General features: G+C 46.0%; 18 protein-coding genes. 14 read left to right on the plus strand and 4 right to left on the minus strand.

What is annotated here, in order from left to right; genetic code table 11:
• Window positions 1-36: 36 nt before the first annotated feature.
• The 5 genes from odhB (at window position 37) to H1A14_RS00185 (ending at window position 6,069) form a co-directional block, all read left to right on the plus strand.
• On the plus strand, window positions 37-1,602 hold the full coding sequence (gene odhB, locus H1A14_RS00165; protein ID WP_194774181.1) for a 2-oxoglutarate dehydrogenase complex dihydrolipoyllysine-residue succinyltransferase: 1,566 nt from the start codon (window positions 37-39) through the stop codon (window positions 1,600-1,602).
• Window positions 1,603-1,738: 136 nt separating this feature from the next.
• Window positions 1,739-3,136 (plus strand): dihydrolipoyl dehydrogenase, encoded by a 1,398-nt coding sequence (gene lpdA, locus H1A14_RS00170; protein WP_194774182.1) that lies wholly within the window; start codon window positions 1,739-1,741, stop codon window positions 3,134-3,136.
• Between the two features lie 147 nt (window positions 3,137-3,283).
• The gene (locus H1A14_RS00175) at window positions 3,284-3,748 is read left to right on the plus strand and encodes a DUF2721 domain-containing protein (RefSeq protein ID WP_194774183.1); all 465 of its coding nucleotides are present in this window, start codon (window positions 3,284-3,286) and stop codon (window positions 3,746-3,748) included.
• Window positions 3,726-4,742: a threonine aldolase family protein gene (locus tag H1A14_RS00180; RefSeq protein ID WP_194774184.1), complete on the plus strand. Its 1,017-nt coding sequence runs from the start codon at window positions 3,726-3,728 to the stop codon at window positions 4,740-4,742. Before H1A14_RS00175 ends, H1A14_RS00180 begins: the two co-directional genes overlap by 23 nt.
• A gap of 64 nt (window positions 4,743-4,806) precedes the next feature.
• Window positions 4,807-6,069 (plus strand): replication-associated recombination protein A, encoded by a 1,263-nt coding sequence (locus H1A14_RS00185; protein ID WP_194774185.1) that lies wholly within the window; start codon window positions 4,807-4,809, stop codon window positions 6,067-6,069.
• A 31-nt stretch (window positions 6,070-6,100) separates the two neighbouring features.
• Here the strand turns inward: H1A14_RS00185 and H1A14_RS00190 are convergent, their stop codons facing one another.
• Complete coding sequence (locus tag H1A14_RS00190) at window positions 6,101-6,862, minus strand: DeoR/GlpR family DNA-binding transcription regulator (RefSeq protein WP_194774186.1); 762 nt, start codon at window positions 6,860-6,862, stop codon at window positions 6,101-6,103.
• A 132-nt stretch (window positions 6,863-6,994) separates the two neighbouring features.
• Here H1A14_RS00190 and H1A14_RS00195 point away from each other — a divergent pair, with 132 nt between their 5' ends.
• Genes H1A14_RS00195 through H1A14_RS00205 form a run of 3 tightly spaced genes read left to right on the plus strand, consistent with a single transcriptional unit; the run spans window position 6,995 to window position 10,818 of the window.
• Window positions 6,995-8,560 (plus strand): glycerol-3-phosphate dehydrogenase/oxidase, encoded by a 1,566-nt coding sequence (locus tag H1A14_RS00195; RefSeq protein WP_194774187.1) that lies wholly within the window; start codon window positions 6,995-6,997, stop codon window positions 8,558-8,560.
• 4 nt (window positions 8,561-8,564) lie between these two features.
• Window positions 8,565-10,070 carry a glycerol kinase GlpK gene (glpK, locus tag H1A14_RS00200; RefSeq protein ID WP_194774188.1) on the plus strand — a complete coding sequence of 502 codons (1,506 nt, stop codon included), beginning with the start codon at window positions 8,565-8,567 and terminating at the stop codon, window positions 10,068-10,070.
• Between the two features lies 1 nt (window position 10,071).
• Complete coding sequence (locus H1A14_RS00205) at window positions 10,072-10,818, plus strand: MIP/aquaporin family protein (protein WP_194774189.1); 747 nt, start codon at window positions 10,072-10,074, stop codon at window positions 10,816-10,818.
• Between the two features lie 74 nt (window positions 10,819-10,892).
• Here H1A14_RS00205 and atpC read toward each other — a convergent pair whose 3' ends face one another.
• Both atpC and atpD read right to left on the minus strand, forming a co-directional pair.
• On the minus strand, window positions 10,893-11,138 hold the full coding sequence (gene atpC / locus H1A14_RS00210) for an ATP synthase F1 subunit epsilon (RefSeq protein WP_194774190.1): 246 nt from the start codon (window positions 11,136-11,138) through the stop codon (window positions 10,893-10,895).
• 56 nt (window positions 11,139-11,194) lie between these two features.
• Window positions 11,195-12,697 carry a F0F1 ATP synthase subunit beta gene (atpD, locus tag H1A14_RS00215; protein ID WP_194774191.1) on the minus strand — a complete coding sequence of 501 codons (1,503 nt, stop codon included), beginning with the start codon at window positions 12,695-12,697 and terminating at the stop codon, window positions 11,195-11,197.
• Between the two features lie 258 nt (window positions 12,698-12,955).
• Between atpD and H1A14_RS00220 the strand changes: the two genes are divergently transcribed.
• Genes H1A14_RS00220 through H1A14_RS00245 form a run of 6 tightly spaced genes read left to right on the plus strand, consistent with a single transcriptional unit; the run spans window position 12,956 to window position 19,726 of the window.
• Complete coding sequence (locus tag H1A14_RS00220; protein WP_194774192.1) at window positions 12,956-13,807, plus strand: heme/hemin ABC transporter substrate-binding protein; 852 nt, start codon at window positions 12,956-12,958, stop codon at window positions 13,805-13,807.
• The gene (locus tag H1A14_RS00225; protein ID WP_194774193.1) at window positions 13,804-14,868 is read left to right on the plus strand and encodes a FecCD family ABC transporter permease; all 1,065 of its coding nucleotides are present in this window, start codon (window positions 13,804-13,806) and stop codon (window positions 14,866-14,868) included. The genes H1A14_RS00220 and H1A14_RS00225 overlap by 4 nt, the downstream gene beginning before the upstream one ends.
• 1 nt (window position 14,869) lies before the next feature.
• Window positions 14,870-15,691, plus strand: a complete 822-nt coding sequence (locus tag H1A14_RS00230; protein ID WP_194774194.1) for a heme ABC transporter ATP-binding protein — start codon at window positions 14,870-14,872, stop codon at window positions 15,689-15,691.
• Window positions 15,676-16,722 (plus strand): hemin-degrading factor, encoded by a 1,047-nt coding sequence (locus H1A14_RS00235; RefSeq protein ID WP_194774195.1) that lies wholly within the window; start codon window positions 15,676-15,678, stop codon window positions 16,720-16,722. Before H1A14_RS00230 ends, H1A14_RS00235 begins: the two co-directional genes overlap by 16 nt.
• A gap of 38 nt (window positions 16,723-16,760) precedes the next feature.
• Window positions 16,761-19,076, plus strand: a complete 2,316-nt coding sequence (locus H1A14_RS00240; RefSeq protein ID WP_194774196.1) for a TonB-dependent receptor plug domain-containing protein — start codon at window positions 16,761-16,763, stop codon at window positions 19,074-19,076.
• A gap of 26 nt (window positions 19,077-19,102) precedes the next feature.
• Window positions 19,103-19,726 carry an HmuY family protein gene (locus tag H1A14_RS00245; protein WP_194774197.1) on the plus strand — a complete coding sequence of 208 codons (624 nt, stop codon included), beginning with the start codon at window positions 19,103-19,105 and terminating at the stop codon, window positions 19,724-19,726.
• A gap of 91 nt (window positions 19,727-19,817) precedes the next feature.
• Here H1A14_RS00245 and H1A14_RS00250 read toward each other — a convergent pair whose 3' ends face one another.
• Entirely contained in the window at window positions 19,818-20,312 is a 495-nt protein-coding gene (locus H1A14_RS00250; RefSeq protein WP_194774198.1) for a C40 family peptidase, read from the minus strand.
• Between the last annotated feature and the right edge of the window lie 12 nt (window positions 20,313-20,324).

A 20,324-nucleotide genomic window follows, 5' to 3' on the forward strand; every position in this document is an offset into this window, starting at 1 on the left:
CTGCCAAGGCAGGCTTGGGGATAAAAAAAATCAACAATGAGCCTAGAAATCAAAGTCCCCACCGTCGGGGAATCCATTACTGAAGTGACCATAGGACAATGGTTCAAAAAAGACGGAGAATATGTGGAAATGGATGAAGTCATCTGTGAACTGGAATCTGATAAAGCCACTTTTGAATTGACTGCAGAAGCCTCTGGTGTGTTAAAGATTAAAGCCGAAGAAGGCGATACCTTGGACATAGGGGCAGTTATCTGCGAAATAGACACCAATGCATCAGCTTCTGATGGAGGTTCTTCCGAAAAGAAAAACCAATCACCCTCCAATGGTTCACCCAAAGCGCCTGAAACTTCCAAAAGCAAATCCACGGGAGAGGTTAAGGAAATGATTGTACCTACTGTAGGAGAATCCATTACTGAGGTTACTTTGGCCAGTTGGTTGAAGTCGGATGGAGATTACGTGGAATTGGATGAAATCATCGCCGAGGTGGATTCTGACAAAGCTACTTTTGAACTGCCAGCAGAGGCAAACGGAATCCTTCGGCATGTGGCCCAAGAGGGTGATACCCTTGAAATAGGTGGCCTAATCTGCAAAATAGAAGTAACGGAAGGTGGGGCCCCGACTTCTTCCGAAGAAGTACCGGAATCCGCATCAAGTGAGGAGGAAGCAAAGAAAACCTCTGATAAAGCAACCTATGCCACCGGACATGCCTCACCTGCTGCAGCTAAGATCCTTTCAGAAAAAGGCATTGACCCCCAGTCTGTCAGCGGTTCGGGAAAAGACGGCAGAATCACCAAAGAAGATGCCGAAAAGGCTGAAAAACCAGCCAAGGAAGCAGCCAAACCTGCCAGCACAGCGGCATCAAACCAATCCAAGGCACAAGAAGCTCCTAAAAAATCCGGGACCAGAGATAGTCGAAGAGAAAAAATCTCCTCTTTGAGGAGAACAGTCTCCAGAAGACTGGTTTCCGTGAAGAATGAGACAGCCATGTTGACCACTTTCAATGAGGTAAACATGGGTCCGATCATGGAATTGAGAAAAAAATTCAAAGACCAATTCAAAGAAAAGCATGGAGTAAATCTTGGCTTTATGTCCTTTTTCACCAAAGCGGTCTGTGTCGCACTCCAGGAATGGCCTGCTGTAAATGCGCAGATAGATGGCAATGAGATCATCTACAATGATTTTTGTGACATTTCCATCGCGGTTTCCGCACCAAAAGGACTAGTAGTACCCGTGATCCGAAACGCTGAATCTTTGTCATTTGATGAAATTGAAAAAGAAGTTGTTCGCTTGGCGACCAAAGCCCGTGATAATAAATTGTCGATTGAAGAAATGACCGGAGGTACCTTTACCCTGACCAATGGTGGGATCTTTGGTTCCATGATGTCTACCCCGATCATCAATGCCCCGCAGTCCGCCATTCTTGGGATGCACAATATCGTAGAACGTCCCATGGCTGTCAACGGTGAGGTGAAAATCCTCCCCATGATGTACCTGGCCTTGTCCTATGACCACAGGATCATCGATGGAAGAGAATCTGTGAGCTTTTTGGTTAGGGTAAAACAGTTGCTTGAAGATCCTACCAGGCTGTTGTTTGGGGTTTGATCCGGTCAAATGACCTATTCCATTATTCAACTAATTGAAGTCCGTTTTTTGGCGGACCTATAAATAAATTTTAACTAACGGGTGGAGGAAATGAAGGCACCATTCCCTTTGTCCGCCACCATTTACAAAAATCAACATGTACGACGTAATCGTAATCGGCTCCGGACCAGGAGGATATGTGGCAGCCATCCGGGCTGCCCAACTGGGTATGAAAACAGCCATTGTAGAAAAGTATGCCACACTGGGCGGTACCTGTTTGAACGTAGGCTGTATTCCTTCCAAAGCCCTCCTTGATTCTTCAGAGCATTATCACAATGCGGCCCATACCTTCAAAACCCATGGCATCAACCTGAGCAACCTCAAGGTAGACCTGAAGCAGATGATTGCCCGTAAAAATGACGTGGTCAAGCAGAATGTGGATGGGATTCAGTTTCTGATGAAGAAAAACAAAATTGATGTGCACCATGGCTTGGGGTCTTTTGTAGATGCCAACACCGTGAAAGTCAGCAAAGATGACGGATCCACCGAAGAAATCAAGGGCAAAAACATCATCATTGCCACAGGTTCCAAACCAGCCAATTTGCCATTTGTAGAACTGGACAAAGAAAGGGTGATTACTTCCACTGAGGCTTTGAATCTCAAGGAAATCCCCAAACACATGATTGTGATCGGAGGCGGGATTATCGGTATGGAGATGGGTTCTGTTTTTGGCCGGATGGGAGCCAAAGTTTCCGTGGTGGAGTATCTGGACTCACTGATTCCCACCATGGACAAAACCATGGGAAAAGAGCTGCAAAAATCCCTTAAAAAGCTTGGGTTTGAGTTTTACCTCAAGCACAAGGTGGTAGGTGTGGAGCGAAAAGGTAAGGAAGTCACCGTAAAAACCGAAAACAGCAAAGGGGAAACCGTAGAGTTGAAAGGGGATTATGTACTGGTTTCTATCGGTAGAAAACCTTATACCACTGGCTTAAATGCCGAAGCTGTAGGTATCAAAATCAATGACAAAGGACAGGTGGAAGTAGACGAACACCTCAGAACCAATGTAAAAAATATTTACGCCATCGGAGATGTGGTGAAAGGTGCCATGCTGGCACACAAAGCGGAAGAGGAGGGATCCTTTGTTGCTGAAGTCATTGCCGGGCAAAAGCCCCACATCAATTACCTGCTCATCCCGGGTGTGGTTTATACCTGGCCTGAGGTGGCCTCAGTCGGTTATACCGAAGAGCAACTGAAGGAAAGAGGGATCAAATACAAAACCGGTAAATTCCCCTTTATGGCATCCGGAAGGGCAAGAGCTTCCATGGATACCGATGGTTTGGTCAAAGTTCTGGCCGATGCTGAGACGGACGAAATTCTTGGTGTACATATGATAGGACCTAGAACGGCTGACATGATCGCGGAAGCGGTGGTTGCTATGGAATATAGGGCATCCGCCGAAGACATTGCCCGAATGTCCCATGCACACCCTACCTATACAGAAGCTTTCAAAGAAGCGTGTCTTGCCGCCACAGACAATAGGGCATTGCATATTTAATGCCCCTGTTCATCTGTTCAATGGAATAATGATATCAAAAGGTGGTCTGGAAACTAAAAATCCAGACCACTTCTGTTTAAGCAACCTATGGAAAGGCTGCTTAGTTTTTATGTATATTTGATGAATTTGGTTGCCTAATAGACTCCAATGGAACTGACCCTCTCTACTCCTGCCTTGTTGTTTTCTGCCATCACCTTGATGATGTTGGCCTTTACCAACCGTTTTTTGGCTATTGCCAGCCTGATTCGTGGCTTGCATAAGAAATACATGGAGGACCCAAAAGAAGGCATCATCATCGAACAAATCCACAACCTGAGAAAGAGACTGAACATGATCAAATACATGCAGCTTTTTGGCGTCCTTAGTTTTCTTTTCTGTGTGATCTGTATGTTTTTGATCTACCGCGAACAAACCCTTGCCGCTGGGATTGTATTTATGTTGAGTATGTTGGCTTTGTTGATCTCGCTAGCCATATCCATGGTCGAAATACTCATTTCAACCCGTGCCCTTAATTTGGAATTGAGTGATATGGAAGTCTTCTTGGAAAAGAAAAGCAGCCTTGATTTTATCTTCAAAAAAGAACCCAAAAATGAACATAGATCTAAGGAGTGATACGCTGACCAAACCCAGTAAGGGAATGCTTGAGGCCATGTTTCAAGCAAAAGTGGGGGATGATGTGTTCAATGAGGATCCAACCGTCCAACTGCTTGAGCAAAAACTGGCTGACAGGTTTGGTATGGAGGCAGGTTTATTTTGTCCATCCGGCACCATGACCAATCAGATTGCCATTCGCCTGCATACTCAGATTCAGACTGAGGTGATCTGCCACAAGTATTCCCACATCTACCTGTATGAAGGTGGGGGAATCATGTCCAATTCCCTTGCCTCCGTGAAGTTGTTGGATGGGGCTTATGGAAAGATTTCCCAAGAAGATATCCTGGAGGCCATCAATCCTGATGATGTTCATGCACCGGAGACGACGTTGGTTTCACTGGAAAACACCATGAACAAAGGCGGGGGAAGTATTTATCGTTTGGAGGAAATCAGGCCGATCAAAGCCATTTGCAAGCAACATGAACTCAAGCTCCATCTGGATGGCGCAAGGCTTTTCAATGCCTTGGTAGAAACTGGAGAAAATCCCAAAGATTGGGGAGCTCAATTTGATACCATATCCATTTGCCTGAGTAAAGGGCTGGGCTGCCCGGTAGGTTCCGTTCTCCTAGGAAGCAAGTCGGATATCAAAAGAGCCAGGAAAGTAAGAAAAGCCTTTGGGGGAGGCATGCGTCAAGCTGGATTTTTGGCTGCGGCGGGTATCTATGCATTGGATCATCAGGTGGACCGCTTGAAAGAAGACCATGTTCGGGCCAAAAAAATCGGTGAGATGCTTGCTGTCCATCCCTTGGTTTCAGAGGTATTTCCAGTAGCCACCAATATCGTGATAGCCAAGCTTAAGGGAACCTCTCCCGCGGCCATGCTGCAAAAATTAACTGAGAAAGGCATCAAAGCGGTTAAATTTGGTTCAGATCAGATCCGTTTTGTTACCCATATGGATTTCAATGACCAAATGCTGGAGGAATTTGGTGTAAGATTGAGAGCAATCCAATAGTCCAATAAAAGAAGAAGTAGGCCAAGTATGCCCTTTTCCTATTCAATTGTCATAAATTCAAACCATGAACAGCATTCCTTTAGCCGAACGCATGCGTCCAAGCCGATTGGAAGAACTTATCGGGCAGGAACATCTTTCGGCTCCCACCTCATTTCTTTTCAAAGCCATCAAATCCGGAAATGTTCCTTCCATCATCCTTTGGGGACCTCCGGGAGTCGGCAAGACAACCATCGCCAACATCATCGCCAATGAGATCAAGGCTCCTTTTTATACCCTAAGTGCCATCAGTGCAGGGGTGAAAGACATCAGAGAGGTGATCCAAAAGGCAAAATATCAGATGGGTGTGGTGCTTTTCATTGACGAGATTCACCGGTTCAACAAATCCCAACAGGATGCCTTGTTGGGTGCTGTGGAAAAAGGTACCATAAGGCTCATCGGTGCTACCACAGAAAATCCCTCCTTCGAAGTGAACGCGGCCTTGCTTTCCCGTTGTCAGGTTTACACGCTCAATGCTTTGGGGAAGGCTGATTTAGAAGCCATACTTCAGCAGGCGATGGAAAAAGACAATTGGCTAAAGAAACAGGACGTAAGGCTCACAGAAACAGAGGCACTTTTGCGACTTTCCGGGGGAGATGGACGCAAGTTGTTGAATCTGCTTGAGATAGTGGTGGAGGCCATTTCAGAGCGGCCCTGTGTCCTGACCAATGACAAAGTGGTGGAAATTGCCCAGCAGAAGATCGCCTTGTATGACAAATCAGGTGAGCAGCATTACGACATCATTTCTGCTTTTATCAAATCGATTCGAGGTTCAGATCCCAATGCGGCCGTCTATTGGTTGGCCAGGATGATAGAAGGAGGGGAGGATGTCAAATTTATAGCCAGAAGACTGGTGATTTTGGCATCGGAGGACATCGGCAATGCCAATCCGAATGCGCTTTTGTTGGCAACCAATTGTTTTGAGGCGGTTAAAATGATCGGTTACCCCGAGTCTAGGATCATCCTTTCCCAATGTGTCACCTATCTGGCCAGTTCTCCCAAAAGCAATGCCTCCTACATGGCCATCAACAAAGCCCAGGAATTGGTGCGGCAGGAAGGTGATCTTCCAGTCCCCCTGCATTTACGCAATGCACCGACCAAGCTGATGAAAGACCTGAACTATGGCAAGGGCTATCAGTATGCGCATGATTTTGAGCAAAATTTTGTCCAGCAGGAATTTTTACCTGACAAAATCAAAAACACCAAGCTGTATGACCCCAGTCAGAACGCCCGTGAGAATGATTTGAGAAAATACCTGAAACAGCTTTGGGGAGAAAAATATGGCTATTGATGTATTATTTTTTCTAATGGATACTTAAAGCTTAGGCCAAAATCAATTCTATGCCCATGGCTTCAATTCTTTCTTTATAATGCACTGACAATCCGCTGTCTGTAATGATGAGATCGATGTCTTCCAATTGTGCGATTTTGCCAAAGCCTTTTCTTCCAAATTTACTCGAATCTGCCAGTATGATGGTTTTCTGGGTTGACCCAATCATAGCGGTGTTCAAATGGGCCTCCATCATGTTGGAGGTAGTGAGGCCATGGTCCAAACTGATGCCATCTACACTGAGAAAAAGCTGAGAACAGGCAAAATGGGCAAGCATTTCCTCAGCAAAATGGCCTACCACTGAACTGCTGCTTTTGCGCACCACACCTCCTAGCTGCACCACCTCTATTTCTGAAGCTTCCATCAATGCCAGTGTGACGTTCATTGCGCCAGTCAATACGGTTAGTGGAATATTTTTCGGAATGGCTTGGGCAAAAGCCAAAACCGTCGTGCCCGAACCAATGATGATGGCCTGATTTTCTTGAATCAATTTGGCTGCCTCCTGTGCAATCCGCTTTTTCTCTTCTACATGGACAAGCTTTTTTTCACTTACTGAGCGGTCGTTGACGTAAGGGGAAATGGAAGTTGCACTGCCATGGGAGCGGTAAAGCAAGCTTTTTTCTTCCAAGACTTTAAGGTCTTTTCTGACGGTAACCATGGTCACATCCATTTCATGGCTCAATTCCGCTACAGATACAAAACCTGTTGCCTGCAACCGGTCTAAGATAAATTTATGTCTTTCTGCAATGGTCATGGTCCCTAAGGTATGATGATGAAGCAAATCTGGGTAAAAAGTAAATTAAAAGAAAGTAAAATCTATTTTTTTATTTGTTTTTGTTCTCTTTTGTTTCTTTTTGTCTTACTTTAGGGTTTAATTAAGTAAAGTATGAATAGGAAAGAAAATTTAAAGCAACTTTCTGAGAAGGAAAAAGTCTGGGACATTGTGGTGATCGGTGGAGGGGCTTCGGGCTTGGGAGTGGCTTTGGATGCCCTATCAAGGGGCCTGAGCGTGGCATTGTTTGAGAAAGCCGATTTTGCCAAGGGGACATCCAGCCGGAGTACCAAACTGGTCCATGGAGGGGTCAGGTATCTGGCCCAGGGTGATGTGGGACTGGTTTTGGAGGCCTTGAAAGAAAGGGGGAGGTTATTGAAAAATGCTCCTCATCTGGCCCATGATCAGCCATTTATCATCCCTATTTACAGGCTATATGACCGGCTTCAATACACGGTGGGTCTAAAATTATACGATTGGATGGCAGGCAGGTTGAGATTGGGAAGATCCCGGTTCATTTCCAAAAAGGATACTGTCAAAAGGTTACCAGCTATCAGGCAGGAAGGTTTGATGGGGGGAGTGGTCTATCATGATGGGCAGTTTGATGATGCCCGACTGGCTTTGAATATTGCGCAAACCTGTGATAGCCTTGGAGGCTGTATGCTGAATTACATGAAAGTAAACGGCTTGATCAAAGATCAGGAGGGCATGGTGACCGGATTGAAAGTGAGGGATACAGTTGGTAAAAAAACGCATGTGGTACAGGCGAAGATGGTGGTGAATGCAACAGGGGTATTTGCGGACAAAATACTTCAGATGGACCATCCTGAGGCGCCTAAGATGATACAGCCGAGTCAGGGGATCCATTTGGTGATGGACCGGTCTTTTTTGGGCGGGGAGGATGCCCTCATGATTCCCAAAACCTCTGATGGCAGGGTGTTGTTTGCTGTTCCATGGCACAACAAATTGGTCGTGGGAACCACTGATACCCTTAAGGAAAAGGCGAAACTGGAGCCTGAGGCTTTGGAAAAAGAAATAGACTTTATCTTGGAAACCGCTAAAGGATACCTTAGCAAAGTACCAACACGAGCCGACGTATTGTCAGTTTACGCGGGACTCAGGCCTTTGGCTGCACCTAAGGAAGGTTCTACCAAAACCAAAGAAATCAGTAGGAGCCATAAAGTCATCGTTTCTGACAGCAATCTGATTACCTTGACCGGTGGTAAGTGGACCACATTTAGAAAAATGGGTGAGGATACCGTCAATCATTATTTTCAACTTACCGGAGCAAAAAAAGAAAAAAGCACCTCTCATCTACAAAAAATCCATGGTCACACCCAAGAAAAAATAAAAGGTCACTGGGCAGTTTACGGATCGGATGCAACAAAAATCAAACAATTGATCAGTGAAAATGCTAAATTGGGAGAATTGCTTCATCCGAAGTATCCTTATACTGCCGCTGAAGCAGTTTGGGCTGTGCGGGAGGAAATGGCATTTAGGATCGAAGATGTGTTGTCCCGAAGAATCCGTATCCTGATGCTGGACGCAGAAGCTGCCTTGCAAATGGCCCCTAAAGTTGGAGAACTTATGGCAGAGGAATTGGGATGGGATGCAGCCACCAAGAAAGCTGAATTGGAGGATTTTGAGCGATTAACCAAAAAGTATAGGATCAAAAAATAGACCCATGACACAAAATAACCAATACATCATGGCCTTAGATCAGGGTACCACCAGCTCTAGGGCCATTATTTTTGACCGGAATGGCAAGATCGTTGGCATTTCCCAAAAAGATTTCAAGCAGCATTTCCCCAAACCAGGTTGGGTGGAACATGATCCCAAAGAAATCTGGGATAGCCAATCGGCGGTAATGATTGAGGTGATGACCCAGCAGGATATCCATCCGAACCAACTGGCAGCCATCGGAATTACCAACCAGAGAGAAACCACCGTTCTTTGGGAGAGAAGCAGTGGTAAACCCATCTATCCAGCCATAGTATGGCAAGACAGGAGGACGGCGAATTTTTGCAATCAGTTGAAAGAGCAAGCAGGTTTATCTGAAAAGATCAATGACAAAACCGGGCTGATCATCGACGCCTATTTCTCTGCCACCAAGATCAAATGGATTTTGGATCATGTAGAAGGGGCTAGGGAAAAGGCCGAAAAGGGAGAAATCTGTTTTGGGACGATAGATACTTGGTTGATATGGAAATTGACTGGTGGTGAAGAACACCTGACTGACATGACCAATGCGAGCCGGACGATGATTTTCAATATCCATGAAAAAAAGTGGGATGATGAATTGCTGCAACTGTTTGATATTCCGAAAGCGATTTTACCGGAAGTGAAGTCCTGCAGTGAGGTGTATTGCCAAACGGCAGGTGATATTCTAAATGACAAAATACCCATTGCCGGCATTGCTGGTGATCAACAGGCAGCACTTTTTGGACAGATGTGCACCGAACCCGGGATGGCCAAGACCACTTATGGGACGGGGTGCTTTCTGGTGATGAATACGGGTACACAGCCGGTAAAGTCCAATAATCAATTGCTTACTACTGTGGCATGGCAAATAGGTGAGGAAGTGAATTATGCCTTGGAGGGCAGTGTCTTTATCGGAGGTGCCGCCATCCAGTGGTTGAGGGATGGGATTGAGTTTTTTGGACATGCCAAGGAAAGTGAAAAGTTGGCCATGCAACTGGAAGACAATGAAGGGGTGTATTTTGTACCTGCCCTAACAGGATTAGGCGCACCCCATTGGGATCAAAATGCAAGAGGGGCGTTTTTTGGCATCACAAGAGGCACCTCCATTGCCCACATGACCCGGGCGGCCCTGGAAGCCATCGCCTATCAAGTCTGTGATGTGCTCAAAGCAATGGAAAAGGACAGTGGTGCCAAAACCATAGAAATGCGGGTTGACGGAGGAGCCTCTGCCAATAATTTTTTGATGCAGTTCCAATCTGATATTCTGCAGTGTAATATCAAACGGCCCAAAATCACCGAAACTACAGCCTTGGGAGCTGCCTATTTAGCAGGTTTGGCTGTGGGTTATTGGGAGAGCGTGGAGGAAATCCAACAGCTTTGGGAAACGGACAAGACCTTTGGTCCTCAGATGGACAACAGCAAGGTGGAGCATTACCTTCATTTTTGGCACAAAGCGGTAGACAGGGCAAAAAATTGGATAGAAGAATAATATGGATGCATTTGTAGCAGAATTTGTCGGTACTTCTTTGCTTTTGGCCATGGGTTCCGGAGTGGTGGCCAATGTGGTTTTGAACAAAACCAAAGGATTTAACAGCGGATGGATTGTGATTACCACGGCTTGGGCCTTGGGCGTTTTTATTGGTGTAGTGGTCGCAGGTCCTCACAGCGGGGCACACCTCAATCCCGCGGTCAGTGTGGGTTTGGCCATCACTGGGGATTTTGCCTGGGCTTTGGTACCCAAGTATGTATTGGGACAGGTTTTGGGTGCTATGTTTGGCGCTTTTGTTGCCTGGCTCGTATACAAAGACCATTTTGATGCCACCAATGATGCTGCCCTGAAATTTGCCCCGTTTGGCACGGTTCCAGCCATCAGAAATCTTCCGTCCAACCTCATTTCGGAAATCGTGGGAACCTCTGTATTGATCATTGTGATCCTTTATTCCACAGATCCGATCATCGAAGACGGAATAGGAACTCCGATCGGTTTAGGGTCTTTGGGGGCATTGCCGGTGGCTTTTTTGGTTTGGGTGATCGGATTGTCTTTGGGTGGTACCACAGGCTATGCCATCAATCCTGCCAGGGATTTCGGGCCTAGACTCATGCATCAACTTCTTCCCATCAAAGGCAAAGGGAGTAGTGACTGGGGCTACAGTTGGGTGCCTATATTGGGCCCATTATTGGGTGCCTCCCTCGCTGCAGGGATTTACCTCTTGCTGGGAGCTGGAGGAATGGTATAAGCAAACCATAAAAAAAGTCGGACCTTTTTAAAGGTCCGACTTTTGACTTATCATATTATCCTGCTCTGCTGCTTTCAGCCCACCACTTTTTCTGCCAATACGATGATGTGGTCATCTTTGACTTCCACCACGCCACCGTCAACAACCAGATTGAATCTACCATCTTTGGTGGTGTAGGAAATGGCACCTTTGGAAAGTGCCGAAACGAGTGGGGCATGGTTTTTTAAGACCTGGAAGGAACCATTTGCGCCAGGAAAACTTGCTTCTGTAACTTCTCCTTGAAACACTTTTTTGTCCGGAGTTACTATTTCTAAATGCATGTTATGCGATTTGTATGTTTTTCATTTTGGAGGAAAGCCACTCCGAAAGCGATGGCTTATTTTACTTCCGCCAGCATTTTTTCCCCTTTGGCAATGGCATCTTCTATGCCCCCTACCAAGTTGAATGCTGCTTCGGGCAAGTGATCCAATTCACCGTCCATGATCATGTTAAATCCTCGGATGGTGTCTTTGATGTCCACAAGCACACCTTTAAGCCCTGTAAACTGCTCAGCTACGTGGAAAGGCTGAGAAAGGAAACGTTGTACCCTTCTTGCTCTATGTACGATCAATTTATCCTCTTCCGAAAGTTCTTCCATACCTAGGATGGCAATGATATCCTGAAGTTCCTTGTACCGTTGCAGGATCTCTTTAACCCTCTGGGCACAGTTGTAATGCTCGTCACCCAAAATATCCGGAGATAATATCCTGGAAGTAGAATCCAAAGGATCCACAGCAGGATAAATACCCAGTTCAGAGATTTTTCTGGAAAGTACGGTAGTGGCATCCAAGTGAGCAAATGTCGTGGCCGGTGCCGGATCCGTCAAGTCATCAGCAGGGACATAAACAGCCTGTACTGAGGTGATGGATCCATTCTTGGTAGATGTAATTCGTTCTTGCATGGCACCCATTTCTGTTGCCAAAGTAGGCTGGTAACCCACTGCAGAAGGCATACGACCCAAAAGGGCAGATACTTCAGAACCTGCCTGTGTAAACCGGAAAATATTATCAATAAAGAAAAGGATGTCTTTTCCAGCACCTTCGCCTTCCCCATCACGGTAATACTCCGCTAGTGTAAGTCCGGTAAGGGCCACCCTTGCACGGGCTCCCGGAGGTTCGTTCATTTGACCGAATACAAAAGTAGCTTTAGAATCTTCCAGGTTTTTGATGTCCACTTTGGACAAATCCCAACCTCCTTCTTTTTCCAGGCTTTCTACAAATTCATCTCCGTAAGTAACAATCCCTGATTCGATCATTTCTCTCAGTAGGTCGTTACCCTCACGGGTTCTTTCACCTACACCTGCAAACACTGAAAGACCGGCATAGGCTTTGGCGATGTTGTTGATCAATTCCTGAATCAATACCGTTTTGCCAACTCCGGCTCCACCGAAGAGACCGATTTTACCTCCTTTGGCGTAGGGCTCTATCAGGTCAATGACTTTGATTCCGGTATAAAGCACTTCAGTCGAAGTAGACAGATTTTCAAATAAAGGCGCAGAACGGTGAATCGGCAATCTTTTACCTGCCGGAACTTCCGGTAATCCGTCAATGGCTTCCCCGATCACATTGAACAAGCGGCCTTTGATGGCTTCACCGGTAGGAACAGAGATGGGTTCGCCCAAGTTTCTGACTTCCATGCCTCTGACCATTCCTTCTGAGGAATCCATGGCGATGGTCCTTACCCGGTCTTCGCCAAGGTGTTGTTGCACTTCCAAAACTACCCGCTGACCGTTTTCTTTGGTCACTTCCAATGCATCTAGAATCTTGGGTAAATTACCTCCTTCGAAGGAAATGTCAATAACAGGCCCAATGACCTGCGTTATCTTTCCAGTATTTGCCATTTTTTTATGTTGATGTAAAAAGGAATTATGCTTTTTAATTCGGATGCAAAATTAATTAATAAAGCTGAATACCAAAGGATGTTTGGGAATTTAATCGGTATTATTTATCGCTTTGGTAATAGATTTTGTCTATCCCTTACCATATTCATTATTCCCTCAATCAAAAACCTATTCAGGTAGAAAAAATCAATTGAATTTTATTTGGATTAAATCTAATTAGGTAGATATTTGCGTATCTATTTATAATTATTCTAAATAATGAAAATCAAGGGTCTTTTAATCTTTCTGGGAATGTTGGGGGCGTGCAATTCTGCGGTAGTAGAACAGCAAGGAGGGCAGCGACGGTTGATTACGGCAGGAGGTACGATTACAGAAATTGTCTATGAATTGGGTTTTGGAGATCAAATTATTGCCACGGACATTACTTCAACCTATCCCAAGACCATGCAGGAATTGCCTTCCATAGGCTATAGAAATCAGATCAAGGCTGAAGGCATTCTGGCCTTGGGTCCGGATTTACTCCTGGCAGAAACCGGTTATCTCAGCGATGAGGTGCTGACCCAACTTACCGCCACCGGACTGGAAATCCACCTATTTGACAAACCCAAAAACGTATCCGAAACCTATCAGCTGATCCATTCACTGGCCAAATATCTGGATGTGCCGGATATAGGCAATCAGCTTTCAGAAATGCTAAAGGCAGATATGGATAAGCTGGAGGCTTTTACGGCTGGGTTTTCTGTTCGCCCGTCCATGGCCTTTGTCATGGCTAGGGGACAGGAGACTGTATTTCTTGCCGGAGAAGATACTTTTGCGGATGAGCTGATCCGGCTTGCTGGCGCCCAATCCACAGGAAAAGGATTTAAGGATTTTATTCCCTTGACCCCGGAATCCCTGGTTTCCATGGATCCAGAGTACCTCTTGTTTTTTGATTCAGGGATAGCTTCCTTGGGTGGTAAGGAAGGATTGAAAAAAATCAGGGGATTGGAAAGCACGTCGGCCTTTCAAAAAGACCGGATTTTAGCTTATGATGGGCTTTATTTATCGGGCTTTGGTCCCAGGGTAGGGAAAGCAGCTTATGAAATTGCCAAGACCATTAGTGGATCATGAGTACGCAGACCCTTGTAGCACCCAAAACCAAAAAACAGAACAGGCTTTTGATAATTCTGTTCCTGGGGTTGTTGATTTTGGGGTTCTGTTCCATTTGCCTTGGGGCCTTTCAGATTCCATTCAGCCATGCCTTATCCATTTTCATGCATCAATTTGGATGGGACTTGGGTACATTTACCCAACAGGAAGCCAATGTATTGTTGCAAATCAGATTGCCGAGGATTGTTTTGGCGATGCTGGTGGGCGGGGGACTGGGAATAGCAGGTGCTGCACTACAGGGGCTCTTTCGCAATCCTTTGGTAGAGCCGGGATTGATTGGGGTGAGCAGTGGAGGAGCTTTGTTTGCGGTAATTTTCCTTGTTTTTGGAAGCAGCTTCGTTTGGCTGGAAGCGATAATGGGTGTTTTTGGATTGCCGCTCTTTGCTTTTATGGGTGGATTGATCAATACCGTTTTGGTCTATCATCTGGCGAGTAAATCCGGTAAAACTGATATTTCTTTGTTGATCCTGGCTGGTGTTGCATTAAATGCCTTATGTGGGGCCTTGATTGGTCTGGCGATATTTTATGCGGATGATGCGGCTTTGCGGAATTTCACCTTTTGGACTTTAGGCGATGTGGGTGGGGCTACTTGGGCAAAGGTACAGGTGGCATCCCTCCTGATTCTTGGGCCTGCGGTTTTGGTCAGTTGGCAATTTAAAAGTCTAAATGCCCTGGCCATCGGCGAAAGTGAGGCCTTCCATATGGGGGTAGATGTTCAGAAGGTCAAATACATCCTCCTGTTGATGAGTGCCCTGATTGTGGGCACAGGGGTGTCCATGACCGGAACCATTGGCTTTGTGGGTCTTGTGGTTCCCCATTTGATCCGTTTGCTGTACGGAGCTGACCACAGGCTTGTCTTACCCGGCGCTTTCTTGCTGGGTGCCATTTTATTGACCTTGGCGGATTTGCTGGCCAGAACTGTAGTGATGCCTGCCGAAATGCCGATCGGCATCATCACGGCCATGATCGGGGCTCCCTTTTTCATTTGGTTGATCATGAACGTAAAAAAAATCAGGACTTGATATGTTAGAAGCGCAAAACATCCATTTCTGTATCCAAAACAGGCCTATTTTGGACCAAGCAAACCTCAGTCTCAGAGCAGGGGAACTGACGGTGATCCTTGGACCCAATGGAGCAGGAAAATCTACCTTGTTTAAGATCCTTTCGGGGGAAATACCCTGTAAATATGGGTCTGTCAAATACAATGACCGCATTTTATGCCAGTTTAAACCCAGACAGCTTGCAGAAGTGAGGGCTGTCATGCCGCAGCACAGCAGCTTGACCTTTCCTTTCACAGCCCATGAGGTAGTGGCTTTGGGTCTTATGCCCTTGGGGCACACTTATAGTCCTGATCTTTTGGAAAGGGTGATGAAAGCTACCCATACTTGGGACCTGAGGAACCAATTGTACGGACAGCTTTCCGGGGGAGAAAAGCAAAGGGTGCAACTGGCAAGGGTGTTGACCCAGATTTGGGAGATCAAACCTTATCCCAGGTATCTGTTGCTGGATGAACCTACCTCCAGCATGGACATTTCACAGCAGCACCATGTACTGGAAATCGTAAGCCAGCTAAAAAAGAGAAACATTGGCGTACTAGCCATCCTACATGACCTCAACCTAGCCAGTCAGTACGCAGATCAAATTGTGCTGATGAAGAATGGTTTGATCCTGCGGCAAGGTACAGTAGAGGAAGTCATGACAGAAGATTTACTGGAAGCAGTTTTTGATTATCCCATCAGGATCTGGCGGGATGAGCGCCATGGCAGCATGGTCATAGGAAGCCTTCCTTCATTTCATCATCATCAATCAACATTAAAAATTGCATCATCATGGAAAGTACATTGAATCAAACCTCCAATACAATGCTAAAGGCAGCTTGGGACGCATTGAAAGCCGAACAGCCCCATCTTAGAATCAGAGATGCCGCTAAGGCCCTTGAAGTCTCCGAACTGGAACTTTTGGCAACGGGTATGGGACCCAATATCATCAGGCTAAAAGCAGATTGGTCAGAAATCCTTTTGTCTTGTAAGGAACTGGGTAAAGTGATGGCGCTTACCCGAAATGATGGGTGTGTTTTGGAACACAAAGGAAATTTTCAAAAGATCAGCGTTCATGGTACCGCACCCAGACAGATGGCTACCGTGATTGGTCCCATTGAGCAAAGGGTGTTTTTCCAAAACTGGGCGCATGGTTTTGCGGTCATTCAGGAAACGCCAAGAGGGAGCATGAAAAGCCTGCAGTTTTTTGATGGGGAAGGAGTAGCGGTCTTGAAGATTTACCTTCAGGAGAAAAGCAATCTGGATGCCTTTTCCAGACTGATCCAACAATTTGAGCATTCGGATCAAAGTGCTGAAATTGAACTCACCACTTATGATAAACCGGAATATGCCCAAGAAATCGATATGCAGGCCTTTACGGCTGAGTGGGAGCAGATGAAAGATACCCATGACTTTTTTGGCATGCTCAGAAAATACAAGGTACACCGATTGGATGCCATCAAATGGATCGATGACAAATGGGCCAGGGAAGTGGACCGCTTGTCCGCAAGAAGGATCCTTGAAGTGGCCGCTGCTGAAAAGATGGCTATCATGGTATTTGTGGGCAACAGGGGCAATATCCAAATCCATCAGGGTAAAGTAAGGACCATCCGGCAAATGGGGAACTGGCTCAATGTCATGGATCCTGATTTCAACATGCACTTGAATGAGGATTGCATCCATTCCGCCTGGGTGGTTCACAAGCACACGGAAGATGGATTGGTCTCTTCTTTGGAACTATTCGATTCGGACAGAGAGATGATCGCCCAATTCTTTGGCTTAAGAAAACCGGGGTTGCCCCAAAATGAAAGATGGAAAAGCTTGATCGATGACCTTTAGGCCATTGATCTGCTCTATCGATTAAAAATTTTTACCACATGATTAGATTTAATCTAAATAAAGGAAGTGTCATCATTACTGGATTGCTGATGTTCTTCACTTGTGAACTCTACGGAAATGAAAATCATATAGTTCATGTCTTGGACAGCAAAGGCAAACCCATTATCCATGCCCTGGTGATTTGGGGAGAAAACCAGGCGATTGGAGTTGATGGATCGGGATATTTTCACCTGAGTGAAGCTTGGGACGAAAATACCAAAATTGAGATCCATGCCATGGGATATGACAGCCAGACTGTCATTGTGCGAGACCTGATCAAAAAATCCGTGGTGGTGCTGCAGGAGAAAATCGGTCAGTTGGGAGAAGTGGTCGTCGCGGCTACCCGTACGGATAGAAGCGTGGAGAATCTGCCCATGCCGGTAACGGTGATCAGTCAGGAAAAAATCAGGGAAACAGGTGGTATGAGACTGTCTGATGTGTTGCGGGAACAAACCGGACTTCAGGTGGTCGCCAACCATGGGGCAGGTTTGCAGATGCAAGGCTTATCCTCGGATTACATTTTGATCCTTTTGGATGGAGAGCCGCTGATCGGCAGAACGGCAGGCACCTTTGACCTGGATAGACTGGCGGTATCCAATATTGAAAGAATTGAGATTCTAAGAGGTCCATCCAGCGCCATTTACGGTAGTGAAGCCATGGCAGGAATCATCAACATCATCACCAAAAACAGTACGGAAAAACGTTCGGCTACCATTGAAAGCAGGTTCCGGTCTTTCCAAACCTTTGATCTCAGTACAGAAGTAGGATTTAATGAAAATGACTGGCAGGCACTGGCTTACTACAACCGGTTTTCCACTGCTGGGTATGACCTGAATCCGGAGGTTATCGGCAGGACCCAGACCCCCTACACCGCTCATACCGGTCAATTGAAGATGGGCAAAAAATTCAGTGACCACTGGGATGCCAGGATTTTCACCAGAACGTATACAGAAGATGCTGAAAATACCCTCGGTATCATGCAGGATGGCTTGATCCAAACAGGTCGCATGGAGGGAAACCGAAGGGACTTCAATCTGAATCCAACCCTGCAATTCAGGCCCAATGATCAATGGTTGTTGACACTAAGAGGCATGAGCTCTGTCTTCCAAACCCGGTCCAGAACCGAATTTATGGAGGACGGCTCATTGCTGGACCTACAGGAATTCAGGCAGTTTTATCACAGGACCGAATTCCAATCTGATTATCAGTTTAATCCCAACAACCTGTTTACACTTGGGGCCGGCCACTTGATCGAAACAGTAGAAGCCACACGTTATAATGACTTGAACCGTTTTGACGCAGCCTACCTTTTTATTCAGCACCAATGGGAACCTCAGGAAAAATGGAATATGGTCTCCGGAATCCGGGCTGACCTTCACAGTCAGTATGGAGGGAGGCTGAGCCCTAAGGTATCTGCACTTTATACGTTCAGTGATGCCTTCAGCTGGCAGGCCTCGGTAGGCGCAGGTTTTAAAGCCCCCGATTTCAGACAGTTATTGCTCAATTTCAACAATGCCTCAGCTGGTTACTATGTTTTCGGGGCCAATCTGGTTCAGGAAGGCATCAGCCGCTTACAGGAACAAGGTTTGGTCAATCAGGTGCTTTTGGATCCATCTGGATTTGGGACTTTGGAGGCAGAGCATTCCTGGGCATTGAATACGGGGTTCAGGTGGAATCCTAGCAAGGATTTTTTGGTACAGGCCAACCTGTTCAGAAACCAGATCAGCAACCTCATCGAAACAGCCCCTGTTGCAAGGCTGACATCCGGACAAAATGCCTTTTCCTATTTTAATGTGGCCAGGGTAGTCACCCAAGGCGCTGAAGTGGATGTCACCCACAGGTTGGGTGCTGCCTTTCAGGTCTCCTTGGGTTATATGTTTTTGGACACAAGGGATTTGGATGTTCTTGATAGGATCGATCAGGGGACCATTTTCAAAAGAGATGAATCCAACCGGACCAGGCGTGTTACAAGGTCAGACTATGGAGGCCTTTTTAACCGTAGCAGGCACAGCGGAAATATCAAGCTCAATTATTCTGAAGTAAACACCGGGATCAGTCTTGCCCTCAGGGGAATTTACAGGGGTACTTTCGGCTTTGGAGATGTGAACGGCAACTTGATCTTGGATGACCCTTCAGAATATGCCCCAGGCATCCTAAGCTGGAACCTTACCTTATCAAAAACCTTCCAAAATGGGATACTGCTGGAGACAGGCGGATTGAACCTGACCAACCAAATGAACATCCATGATCCCTTAAATCCGGGACGTACTTTTTTCGCAGGGATGCGCCTGCCCTTTCACCAAATGTTTCCATAAATTCTAATTCCATAAATTCAATCAAAATGAAAAATTCAATTAAATATGTATGCCTGAGTTTGGCTGTGGCCATGTCAGTGGCTTGTAACGATGATGCGGAAGTCCATCCAGTGGTTGAACTCGAAGCGGTAACAGTAGAAAACCTGGCAGCTCCCAATGATGTGATAGACAGGACTACCGGAACCGTGACTGAGGAAAGGCCTTTTCAGTACTTTAGTTTCGAGAGCAACGGATTGGTGGGCAGTGTGGAGGCGGATTGGGATGTGGCCTTCAAAGGGACGACCATCCTTGTGAACAGCGGGATAAGCGGGCCCGGAGAGGCAAAGGGAGCTGTGGTTCAGGGGATTTTTGATGAAATGGAACAGATTCCGGCTTCCATCAATTTGCAGTCTGATGGAGAAAATGGTCTTGCTATCCCCACTGGAAGCGGAAATGGCTGGTACAATTATAATCCGGCCACCAATATTGTAAGCCCTATTCCGGGCAGGGTTTTGGTTTTCCAAACCAACAGAGGAAATATGGTGAAGGTGGAGATTTTGAGTTATTACAAGAACAATCCACCGCTTTCATCTGTTGACCCGATGGCTTCTCCGTCTGCCCATTATACTTTCAGATATGTATTACAGCCCGATGGCAGCAATACTTTTTGAGGACAAGGATAAAAAATTATTTTCTGTGGCAAATCCTGCCTCCGGGTTTGCCACATTTTTTTTACTACGTCATTTCCATTGGTCAAACCGATCAAAACACCCTTCTTGCAAAAAGATAAGCCTTAGACCAATAATCGGTGTTGATATTGTCTTCGGTGACGCCAAGGGAGGTGGAGGCATGGATAAAACTGACCCCTTTTCCTCTTGTACTGGTCACGATACCGGCATGGGTGACTTTTTTACCTCTTTTGGCTGTCGCAAAGAAGATGACATCGCCTTCTCTGAGGTGATTACGGGAAATCCTTTTTCCAATTTTACTCTGATCGGCAGAAGTACGGGGCAAGGTCACCCCTACGCTGGCAAAGGAATGATAGACAAGGGCAGAGCAATCTATCCCTGATCGCGTCGTTCCCCCATATCGGTAAGGCGTTCCCCGATAGGATTGGGCTGTTTCGATTACCTGTTGAACATTGAGATTCCGGATATTTTTGGAGGAAGAGCAGGAGGAAAATCCAAGTAGTAAGCTGAAGAAAATTAAAAAATAAAGGTATTTGACAAGGTTAAATTTATTAACTTTAAGCATCATGGATTAAAATCG

Origin of the sequence: Pararhodonellum marinum (assembly GCF_015354735.1) — a bacterium.
Classification (GTDB): Bacteria; Bacteroidota; Bacteroidia; order Cytophagales; family Cyclobacteriaceae; genus Pararhodonellum; species Pararhodonellum marinum.

Bases quoted from the DNA above. Each gene is read 5' to 3' on its own strand.
- odhB (WP_194774181.1), top strand. From the start codon at position 37: ATGAGCCTAGAAATCAAAGTCCCCACCGTCGGGGAATCCATTACTGAA.
- lpdA (WP_194774182.1), top strand. From the start codon at position 1,739: ATGTACGACGTAATCGTAATCGGCTCCGGACCAGGAGGATATGTGGCA.
- H1A14_RS00175 (WP_194774183.1), top strand. From the start codon at position 3,284: ATGGAACTGACCCTCTCTACTCCTGCCTTGTTGTTTTCTGCCATCACC.
- H1A14_RS00180 (WP_194774184.1), top strand. From the start codon at position 3,726: ATGAACATAGATCTAAGGAGTGATACGCTGACCAAACCCAGTAAGGGA.
- H1A14_RS00185 (WP_194774185.1), top strand. From the start codon at position 4,807: ATGAACAGCATTCCTTTAGCCGAACGCATGCGTCCAAGCCGATTGGAA.
- H1A14_RS00190 (WP_194774186.1), bottom strand. From the start codon at position 6,862: ATGACCATTGCAGAAAGACATAAATTTATCTTAGACCGGTTGCAGGCA.
- H1A14_RS00195 (WP_194774187.1), top strand. From the start codon at position 6,995: ATGAATAGGAAAGAAAATTTAAAGCAACTTTCTGAGAAGGAAAAAGTC.
- glpK (WP_194774188.1), top strand. From the start codon at position 8,565: ATGACACAAAATAACCAATACATCATGGCCTTAGATCAGGGTACCACC.
- H1A14_RS00205 (WP_194774189.1), top strand. From the start codon at position 10,072: ATGGATGCATTTGTAGCAGAATTTGTCGGTACTTCTTTGCTTTTGGCC.
- atpC (WP_194774190.1), bottom strand. From the start codon at position 11,138: ATGCATTTAGAAATAGTAACTCCGGACAAAAAAGTGTTTCAAGGAGAA.
- atpD (WP_194774191.1), bottom strand. From the start codon at position 12,697: ATGGCAAATACTGGAAAGATAACGCAGGTCATTGGGCCTGTTATTGAC.
- H1A14_RS00220 (WP_194774192.1), top strand. From the start codon at position 12,956: ATGAAAATCAAGGGTCTTTTAATCTTTCTGGGAATGTTGGGGGCGTGC.
- H1A14_RS00225 (WP_194774193.1), top strand. From the start codon at position 13,804: ATGAGTACGCAGACCCTTGTAGCACCCAAAACCAAAAAACAGAACAGG.
- H1A14_RS00230 (WP_194774194.1), top strand. From the start codon at position 14,870: ATGTTAGAAGCGCAAAACATCCATTTCTGTATCCAAAACAGGCCTATT.
- H1A14_RS00235 (WP_194774195.1), top strand. From the start codon at position 15,676: ATGGAAAGTACATTGAATCAAACCTCCAATACAATGCTAAAGGCAGCT.
- H1A14_RS00240 (WP_194774196.1), top strand. From the start codon at position 16,761: ATGATTAGATTTAATCTAAATAAAGGAAGTGTCATCATTACTGGATTG.
- H1A14_RS00245 (WP_194774197.1), top strand. From the start codon at position 19,103: ATGAAAAATTCAATTAAATATGTATGCCTGAGTTTGGCTGTGGCCATG.
- H1A14_RS00250 (WP_194774198.1), bottom strand. From the start codon at position 20,312: ATGATGCTTAAAGTTAATAAATTTAACCTTGTCAAATACCTTTATTTT.